Annotated in this window: 2 protein-coding genes; both read left to right on the top strand. The window is 38.2% G+C overall.

Annotation, left to right across the window (positions count from 1 at the left end; genetic code table 11):
• The coding region (locus tag Q0296_RS02220; protein ID WP_298036055.1) for a S24 family peptidase at positions 1-586 on the top strand (586 nt) is incomplete at its 5' end.
• A 10-nt stretch (positions 587-596) separates the two neighbouring features.
• The gene (locus Q0296_RS02215; protein WP_298036054.1) at positions 597-1106 is read left to right on the top strand and encodes a hypothetical protein; all 510 of its coding nucleotides are present in this window, start codon (positions 597-599) and stop codon (positions 1104-1106) included.
• Positions 1107-1111 lie beyond the last annotated feature (5 nt).

Raw genomic sequence — 1111 nt, 5'->3', positions numbered from 1 at the left:
AGGAATTAACCCACGAAATTTTAATACATGGAAGACTAGAGGCGAGATACCATTAAAAACACTAATGGCGTTATCTCATGCCATAGGCATAACCAAAGAACAGCTAATGAACGCTATCAACAATGGTTTAAACAATGCGGATGAAGTTCAAATACATCAAAATGAAGCAGGGCAAAGCTATAACATCAAAAAAATAACCACATACAAGGCAAGTGCAGGCGGTGGCAACGAGATCGACGACATAAAAGCTTACGAGACTGGCGAGCTAATGCCAATATCTAGGGCGTTTTTTAAAACACAGCCAAAAAAGGGGCTAAACGCTATCGAGATAAGCGGCGAGAGTATGATGCCGATGCTACATGATGGCGACTGGGTTATATTTTGTGATGATGGCGAGTTTAGAGGCGATGGGCTTTACGTCGTAAATTTTAGCGGCCAGCTAATGGCGAAAGTCTTACAGCTAAGCCCTAAAGGCGAGCTAAAAATCATCTCGGTTAATCCAAATTTCAAAAGCTACGAGATCGATATAAACGAAACGCAAGAGCATTTTAGGATCATAGGTAAAGTAATAAAAAGCATAATTTAAAGGAGTAAAGATGAAAAAGATAGTTTTTGCCGTTTTATCGGCTGCGGTGCTTGGCTTTGGCGCGAATGATGATAGCGCTAAAAGCCTAACAATGGAGTATTTAAAAGTGATGCAAAAGCCATATAAGGAATTTATGGATAAATGTTTAGGTGGCAAAATGCCAGATATGCAGGCAATGAACGACGCAAAATGTAGTTTATATGATGATGGTAGAGACTACTCATACTATAAAAAACTCGATGGTAAAATAAAATTTGGAGACAACAAAAAAGAAGACATGCAGGAGTTGGACGCCAACTACCAAAACGCAATGAGCACGTTAGCCGATAGAATAGCAAACTTAAAGGCGGCAAATCCAACAAAAGCCAAAAGCATAGATGCAAATTTAAAACTTAATGGGAAAGTAATAGATATAAAAGATAAAGATGGTAAGACATGGGTTTATTATAGCTTGTCAAATTTGCAAGAGCTTATAAATAAGTATAGTTTAGGAGTATATCTGTCTCTTATACACATCTGACGCTG

Source organism: uncultured Campylobacter sp. (assembly GCF_937890585.1).
Taxonomy (GTDB): domain Bacteria; phylum Campylobacterota; class Campylobacteria; order Campylobacterales; family Campylobacteraceae; genus Campylobacter_A.
This window is presented reverse-complemented; position numbering and strand designations above follow the sequence as displayed.